The sequence below is a fragment of the Streptomyces sp. AV19 genome, from assembly GCF_015999245.1.
Taxonomy (GTDB): Bacteria; Actinomycetota; Actinomycetes; order Streptomycetales; family Streptomycetaceae; genus Streptomyces.
In genome coordinates, this window is sequence record NZ_JAEAMR010000012.1 from 1 (window position 1) to 6,170 (window position 6,170).

At 73.9% G+C, this 6,170-nt stretch carries 7 protein-coding genes; 2 read left to right on the forward strand and 5 right to left on the reverse strand.

Features of this window, described 5'->3' with window-relative positions; translation table 11 throughout:
- Both I5Q34_RS23325 and I5Q34_RS23330 read right to left on the reverse strand, forming a co-directional pair.
- Positions 1 to 466, reverse strand: a 466-nt coding sequence (locus I5Q34_RS23325; protein WP_199894350.1) for an ABC transporter ATP-binding protein, incomplete at its 3' end; no start/stop codon positions are given.
- 58 nt (positions 467 to 524) lie between these two features.
- Positions 525 to 1,916, reverse strand: coding sequence for an erythromycin esterase family protein (locus tag I5Q34_RS23330; protein ID WP_199894351.1), 1,392 nt, complete (start codon positions 1,914 to 1,916; stop codon positions 525 to 527).
- Between the two features lie 331 nt (positions 1,917 to 2,247).
- Here I5Q34_RS23330 and I5Q34_RS23335 point away from each other — a divergent pair, with 331 nt between their 5' ends.
- The gene (locus tag I5Q34_RS23335) at positions 2,248 to 3,009 is read left to right on the forward strand and encodes a MerR family transcriptional regulator (protein WP_199894352.1); all 762 of its coding nucleotides are present in this window, start codon (positions 2,248 to 2,250) and stop codon (positions 3,007 to 3,009) included.
- Positions 3,010 to 3,210: 201 nt separating this feature from the next.
- Here the strand turns inward: I5Q34_RS23335 and I5Q34_RS23340 are convergent, their stop codons facing one another.
- Genes I5Q34_RS23340 through I5Q34_RS23350 form a run of 3 tightly spaced genes read right to left on the reverse strand, consistent with a single transcriptional unit; the run spans position 3,211 to position 5,482 of the window.
- Positions 3,211 to 3,558: a helix-turn-helix domain-containing protein gene (locus tag I5Q34_RS23340; protein WP_199894353.1), complete on the reverse strand. Its 348-nt coding sequence runs from the start codon at positions 3,556 to 3,558 to the stop codon at positions 3,211 to 3,213.
- 27 nt (positions 3,559 to 3,585) lie between these two features.
- Positions 3,586 to 4,821, reverse strand: coding sequence for a GNAT family N-acetyltransferase (locus I5Q34_RS23345; RefSeq protein ID WP_199894354.1), 1,236 nt, complete (start codon positions 4,819 to 4,821; stop codon positions 3,586 to 3,588).
- Positions 4,822 to 4,879: 58 nt separating this feature from the next.
- Positions 4,880 to 5,482, reverse strand: coding sequence for an AmfC protein (locus I5Q34_RS23350; protein WP_234429431.1), 603 nt, complete (start codon positions 5,480 to 5,482; stop codon positions 4,880 to 4,882).
- Positions 5,483 to 5,621: 139 nt separating this feature from the next.
- On the opposite strand from I5Q34_RS23350, the gene dtd reads away from it, so the two are divergent.
- Positions 5,622 to 6,047: a D-aminoacyl-tRNA deacylase gene (dtd, locus tag I5Q34_RS23355; RefSeq protein ID WP_199894355.1), complete on the forward strand. Its 426-nt coding sequence runs from the start codon at positions 5,622 to 5,624 to the stop codon at positions 6,045 to 6,047.
- Positions 6,048 to 6,170 lie beyond the last annotated feature (123 nt).

Consider the following 6,170-nt stretch of genomic DNA (forward strand, 5'->3'; position numbering starts at 1 on the left):
GGGTCATGGCGATGTCGAGGCGGCGCTTCATGCCGCCGGAGTAGGTGGAGGCGGGCTTCTTCGCGGCCTCCGTGAGGTCGAAGCGCTCCAGGAGTTCGGCGGCGACCCGTCGTCCCTCGCGGCGGGAGAGGTGGTGCAGGTCCGCCATGAGGAGCATGTTCTCCTCGCCGGTGATCAGGCCGTCGACGGCGGAGAACTGCCCGGTGACACCGATCGCGGCCCGCACGGCCTGCGGGTCGGCGGCCAGGTCGTGGCCGCCGACGCGCAGTTCGCCGCCGTCGGCGGTGATGAGCGTGGAGAGGATCTTGACGGCGGTGGTCTTGCCGGCGCCGTTCGGGCCGAGCAGGGAGAAGACGGTGCCGGCCGGCACGGCCAGATCGATGCCGTCGAGCACCGTCTTGTCCCCGTAGGCCTTGCGCAGTCCCTTGGCCGCGATGGCGAGCGAGTGCGATGTCCTTGTCGTCATGCCGCAGAGATTGCGGGAGGGCGCATTCAGCGCGGTTTCACGAGGGTTTCAGTGCGGTTCAGTGCCCTGAAACCGGGGGCTGCCGCGGCAGGTCGGCGCTGAGGGAGGTGTCCGGGACGCAGATGATCCCGTCGAACGCCTCCAGGGCGGGGACCTCGATGAACGCGGTGTCCAGCCGGGTGCGGACCGGCTCCGGCAGCCCGTGACGACGGGCGTACGCGCGCAGTGCCCGCGCGTCCACCAGGGCCGGCTCCCCTGGCACGCCCGGGAACAGCGCCTCGACGCTGTCCGGAGCGGCCTCGGGGACGGCGGCCCGGCCCCAGCGCATCCCGAACGGGTGGTCCGGGTCGGGCACGTTCTCCACCGTCTCGCCGCCGTTGCCGGTCAGCGCGAGGGGGACGTAGTCCGCGCCGAGCGCCCTGGAGAGCAGGTTGCCCATGGTCGTCGACGCCAGCGGGCCGTCCGCCCGGTTGGCCGAGCGCTGGATGTGGGCGTTGTGCCCGACGAGGACGGCCCGGGTGCCGGGGCCGGAACGCTCCAGGAACTCCAGCAGCGTGTCGGCCAGATAGCGTTCCCGGGCGGCGAAGCCCGGGCCGTCGGGCGCGCCCGCCAGCGCCTCGGCCATGGCGCGCTGGGCCCGGTCGGTCGTCACCGCCGCGCGGACGTCCGACAGCGCGGTTTCGTACGCCGCGGTGCCGCCGCGCTCGGTGTAGGTCTCGCGCAGGTCCGTGAAGCGGCCCAGCAGCCGGGCGAGCGCGGTGGTGAGCCGGTCCTGTACCGCCGGGGCCAGAGCGAGCCTGGCGTAGGCCGGCACCATGACCGTCCCGCCCGAGATCGGCCCGGAGATCTCCAGCGCGGTGTCCAGGAAGCGCAGGGCGCCGGGGTCCACGGTGGCCAGATAGGCGGCGACCGGCTCCAGTACGGGTGCGAGCGAGCCGCCGGCCCGGGGGATGTCGCAGCCGAGGAAGCGGACCGGGTGCGCGGCGGCGGAATTGTGGCGGCGCAGCCAGCGCAGGGTGTCCCGGCATTCGGCGGGCAGCCCCAGGCCCTCGATGCCCCTGCCCGGGGCCAGGAGGTCGTCGATGTCGCCCGGCCCGCCCTGGACCCAGGCGTCCACGGGGCGGCCCTCGGCGGCTCCGTACTCCATGGCGCAGGCGGTGAAGCCCAGTTCCTCGACGAGGAAGCGCAGGATGCGGTGGCGCAGCAGGCCGAACTCGCGGATCTGGTGGGAGTTCTCGCCGAGGGCGACCACGCGGGCGCCGCCGACGAGGTCGCGCAGCGGCTCCAGGTCGTCGAGCGGGCCCTCCAGGCCGGCGCCGGGGCCGAGGCCGGCCAGCCGGGAGGCGTGGGAGGCGACCCAGCGCGTCAGTCCGGCGGGGGCGGCCGGCAGGGCCGGCTCGGCCGGGGGAAGGAGATCGCGCAGATCGCTGTGGTGGATACGGTCGTTCATGAGGGAGCTCCGCACTGTGTCGTCTTCGGAGCCGGGCAGCGTCGAGCACCGCACCGGCGGGATACCGGAGTGCGGCGAAGCTGTGTCGGAGCGTTGGTCGCCGGTCGCGCAGCTTGCCGCTAGGCGGCGCTGCGGGGCTTGATGAACCAGTTCTGGCCGGTACACATGAACATGTCGGGGACGGTAGCAAGGGGCGGCCGCGGCGCGCATCGTATTTTTCGTCCCGGTATTTTTCGGCCCGCCCTGTGGACTTGCGGTTTCCGTAACGTCAACTTCTACCGTCGTGGACGGGCCGGAGCGACCGGCCCGGTGATGGGAAGCGGGGCAGGTCATGGCCTGGTCGATCGCGGACGTGGCCCGGATGTCCGGGGTGACGTCCCGGACACTGCGGCACTATGACGAGATCGGCCTGCTGCCGCCCGCGTGGATCGGGAGCAACGGGCACCGCCACTACGAGGAGGACGGGCTGCTGCGGCTCCAGCAGATCCTGCTGATGCGGGAGCTGGGCCTGGGGCTGCGGGAGATCCGGGCGGTCCTGGACAGCCGGGCCGACCGGGTGGCGGTGCTGCGCGAGCACCACCGGCGGCTGCTGGAGGAGCGGGACCGGCTGGAGACGCTGGCCCGCACGGTCGGCCGCACCATCGCCGAACTGGCGGAAGACGAGGGCTGCAAGGACATGGTGAAGATCAACAGGCCGGAGAACCTGTTCGAGGGCTTCGGGGGATCGAGCCGCTCGGACGAGGCGCGCGAGCGGTGGCCGGAGCAGTGGGAGCAGTCCCGGCGGGCCGCCGGGGCGATGACCGCCGAGGACACGGAGCGGTGGCAGCGCGAGGTGACGGCGCAGATGATCCGCTTCGCGGAGTTCATGGCGGCGGGTACGCCGGTGGACGACCCCGCGGTGCAGGACGAGGTGGACGCCCACTACCGGGGTGTGTGCCGGTTCTGGACGCCGGACGCGGCCGCGTACAAGGGGCTGGGCCGGCACTATGCGGACGATCCCGAGTTCCGTGCGAACTATGACAGGATCGCGGACGGGTTGGCCGTGTATCAGTGCGGGGCGATGGCTGTTTACGCGGAGGCGCGGTTGAGCTGACCTGTGGTGGTCAGCTCGCGGTGGGGGCGGCCGATGGGCGCCCCCGGACAGGCCGAATTGCCCGCCCGCGGCCCGGATTTCAGCCCGTTCGGCGCTCGTGGACTCCGCCCGGAGGGCGGACGGGGGCGGGGTCTTCCCGGGAAACGGTGAAAGTGGGGGTGCCCCCTCTGGGGGAGGGGGCGGGGGGAAGCCCCCCGGCGGTCACGCCGCCGCCGCGGCCCCCGCGCCCCCCGGCGGAGCCATCCGCCTCCGCCCCCATGCCCCCAACGGCTCCAGCGCCGCGTTCAGTTCGCGGCCCTCCTCCGTCAGCGTGTACTCCACCTTCGGCGGCACCGCGTCGTACACCTCGCGGTGGACGATGCCGTCCGTCTCCAACTCGCGCAGCTGCTGCGCCAGGACCTTCTCGCTGATGCCGGGCAGGGCCCGGCGCAGTTCGCCGAAGCGGCGCGGGCGGTCCCTGAGTTCCCACAGGACGAGGACCTTCCATTTGCCCTCGATGACGTGCATGGCCGCGTCGATCGGGCAGTGGTACGGCAGCTGTTTGGCCATGATCCCATCATGGCGTGCGGCGTGACGTCAGAAGACGTCGGGGCACCAGGGGCGGCGGGAGGTGCGCAGCAGGGCGTCCGCGCGGGCGGCGGCGCCGGGGCGGTCCTCCGTGGCGCGGCCGAGCGCGGCCAGGCGGCCGGCGGACTCGTCGCCGAGCAGGAGGCAGCCCAAGTCGCCCGCCGAGAGGGAGAGTTCCGCCGCGCGGCTGGTCGGGACGCAGCTCGCGCCGTCCTCCGCCGCGTCCAGGAGCCAGCGGCCGGCCGCGTACCCGTCGGGGTCGGCGACCTCGACGACGAGCGAGCCGGGGACGGCGTACGTACGGGCCTCCAGCAGGGCCGGGACGTCCAGCGGGCGCAGCCACACCGAGTCGGCCTGCGAGGTGATGCGGGCGGCCCGCGGGTCGGGCAGCAGCAGCGGCAGGATGTCGTCCGGGGCGCGCGGACCGGTGTTGACCTTCATGACCCAGTCGGCCGTCAACAGGAAGTGCCACAGGGCGCGTTCCGCGGCCGGGGTGGCGGCGACGAGGTCGCGCACGGACGCCGTGTTCTGCGGGCGCATGGCGGCCCAGGTCTCGTCCACGGTGTAGGTGAGGAGCCCGTCCACGCTGCCGTCGGGCGAGCGGTGGAGGACGTGGAAGGGCTCGGTCCAGTCGGCGCGGGGGAGGTCGCCGGTGGCGAAGCGCCACCACCGCTCGTCGCGGTCGACGACGCCGTGCCGGGTGGCGCGCACCCGCTCGTGCAGGGCGGGGGCCAGCTCGCGCACGGTCGCGCCGTCCACGAAGTCCAGGCGGCCGCCGTCGTCCGGGGTGCCGCGGCGGCGGTCCAGCCCGGTCCGGGCGGTGTCCACCTCCCAGGTGGCCACCGAGACGGCCGGGCCGAAGCCGAACCGCCCGTAGATCGGGTACTCGGCGGCGGTCAGCGTCGCGGCGGTCTCCCCGCGCTCCCTGGCGGCCCGCAGGTCCCGCTCCATCATCCGGCTGAGCAGACCGCGCCGGCGGTGCGTCGCCGAGACGCTCACGTTGGTGACCGCGCTCACCGGGACCGCCGTGCCGCCGGGCAGCGTGATCCGCTGCGCGAAGCTGCGGAAGGTGCCCACGCAGCGCCCCGCGTCGAAGGCGCCCTGCGTCCGGGAGAGGTCCGTGCCGTCCCGGCGGGCCTCGACCTCCTCCTTCGTGGCGGGGGCGGAGACGTGGAAGCCGGTGCGCACACCGAGGATCCAGTCCGCGAGTTCCGTGGCGTCGATGGTGCGTATCGCGGTGCTCATGGGCGCACGGTAGGAGACGGAAGTCGCCCGACGCACCCGCATTTTCGGGTCCGGCGCCCTACGGGAGCAGGTCGTCCACCTGTGCCTCCCCCTCGCGGTACCGGCGGGCGATCTCCGCGCCGCAGTCGTCCGCGGTCCGCTGGAGCTGCCGGCGGCGGCCGGAGACGTGCCGCTCGTACGTGCCCAGGCGCAGCCGGGCGGCGCGCAGCTCGCCGTCCGTGCGGGCGGCCAGGTCGGACAGGGCGACCTCGCCGAGCATGTCCTCGGCCAGCCGCCGGTACTCCTCGGCGTGCGGCGTGCCCAGCGTCACGTGGCGGGCGGAGGAGCGGTGCGCGGACGGGCCGTCGGCGAGGATCTCCGACAGCCGGTCCACGAGGGACTCCGCCTCCGCGTCGGCCCGCTGGGCGAGCTCGGCCCGGAGGATGTCGATCCGGCCCTGCAGCAGCCTGCGCACGTAGCTGAGGTCGGCCTCCTCCTGCCGGGCCTCCCGGCGCAGCGCGCGCAGCTCCGCGAGGCGGAGCTCGCCGAGGCGGCGTACGGGTACGTCCGCGAGCCGGCCCGAGCGCTGGCTCGGCGGCCTCGCGTTCAGACTGTCCACGGCGTCCCTGAGCGTCTTGAGGTGGTTCTCGGTGGTGAGGTGGCCTTCGGCGGGTGTGGTCATGCGGCTCCGTCCCCTCGCGCGCCGGGTGCGAACGCGTCGCCCGCACGTCGCATGCACGCATCGTGCCACTGCCCCCGGCCCGGCCGCAGGACGTCTCCACCCGAACGGCCCTGAACGGACGGCGGGCATGATGGACGCCATGCGTGCTGTGGTGCAGAGGGTGAACGGGGCTTCGGTCGTGGTGGACGGCCGTACGGTCGGCGAGATCGTCGGCGAGGGGCTGTGCGTGCTGGTCGGGGTGACGCACGACGACGGCCCGGCGGAGGCGGAGCGGCTGGCGCGGAAGCTGTGGTCGCTGCGGATCCTCGCGGATGAGAAGTCGTGTTCGGACGTGGGGGCGCCGCTGCTGGTGATCTCCCAGTTCACGCTTTACGGTGACGCGCGGAAGGGACGGCGGCCGACGTGGAACGCGGCGGCTCCCGGGGCGGTGGCGGAGCCGCTGGTCGACGAGGTCGTCGGGCGGTTGCGGGGGTTGGGGGCGCGGGTGGAGACGGGGGTCTTCGGGGCGGACATGAAGGTGTCGTTGACGAACGACGGGCCGTTCACGGTGGTGGTGGAGGTGTGAGGGGGTTTTCCCCGCCCCGCCCTTTCACCGTTTCTTCCGGGGCAAGCCCCGGGCCTGCAACGCGGCTTCGCCGCGCTGACCGGGGGCTCCGCCCCCTGGACCCCTGAAACCGCGCTTCGCGCG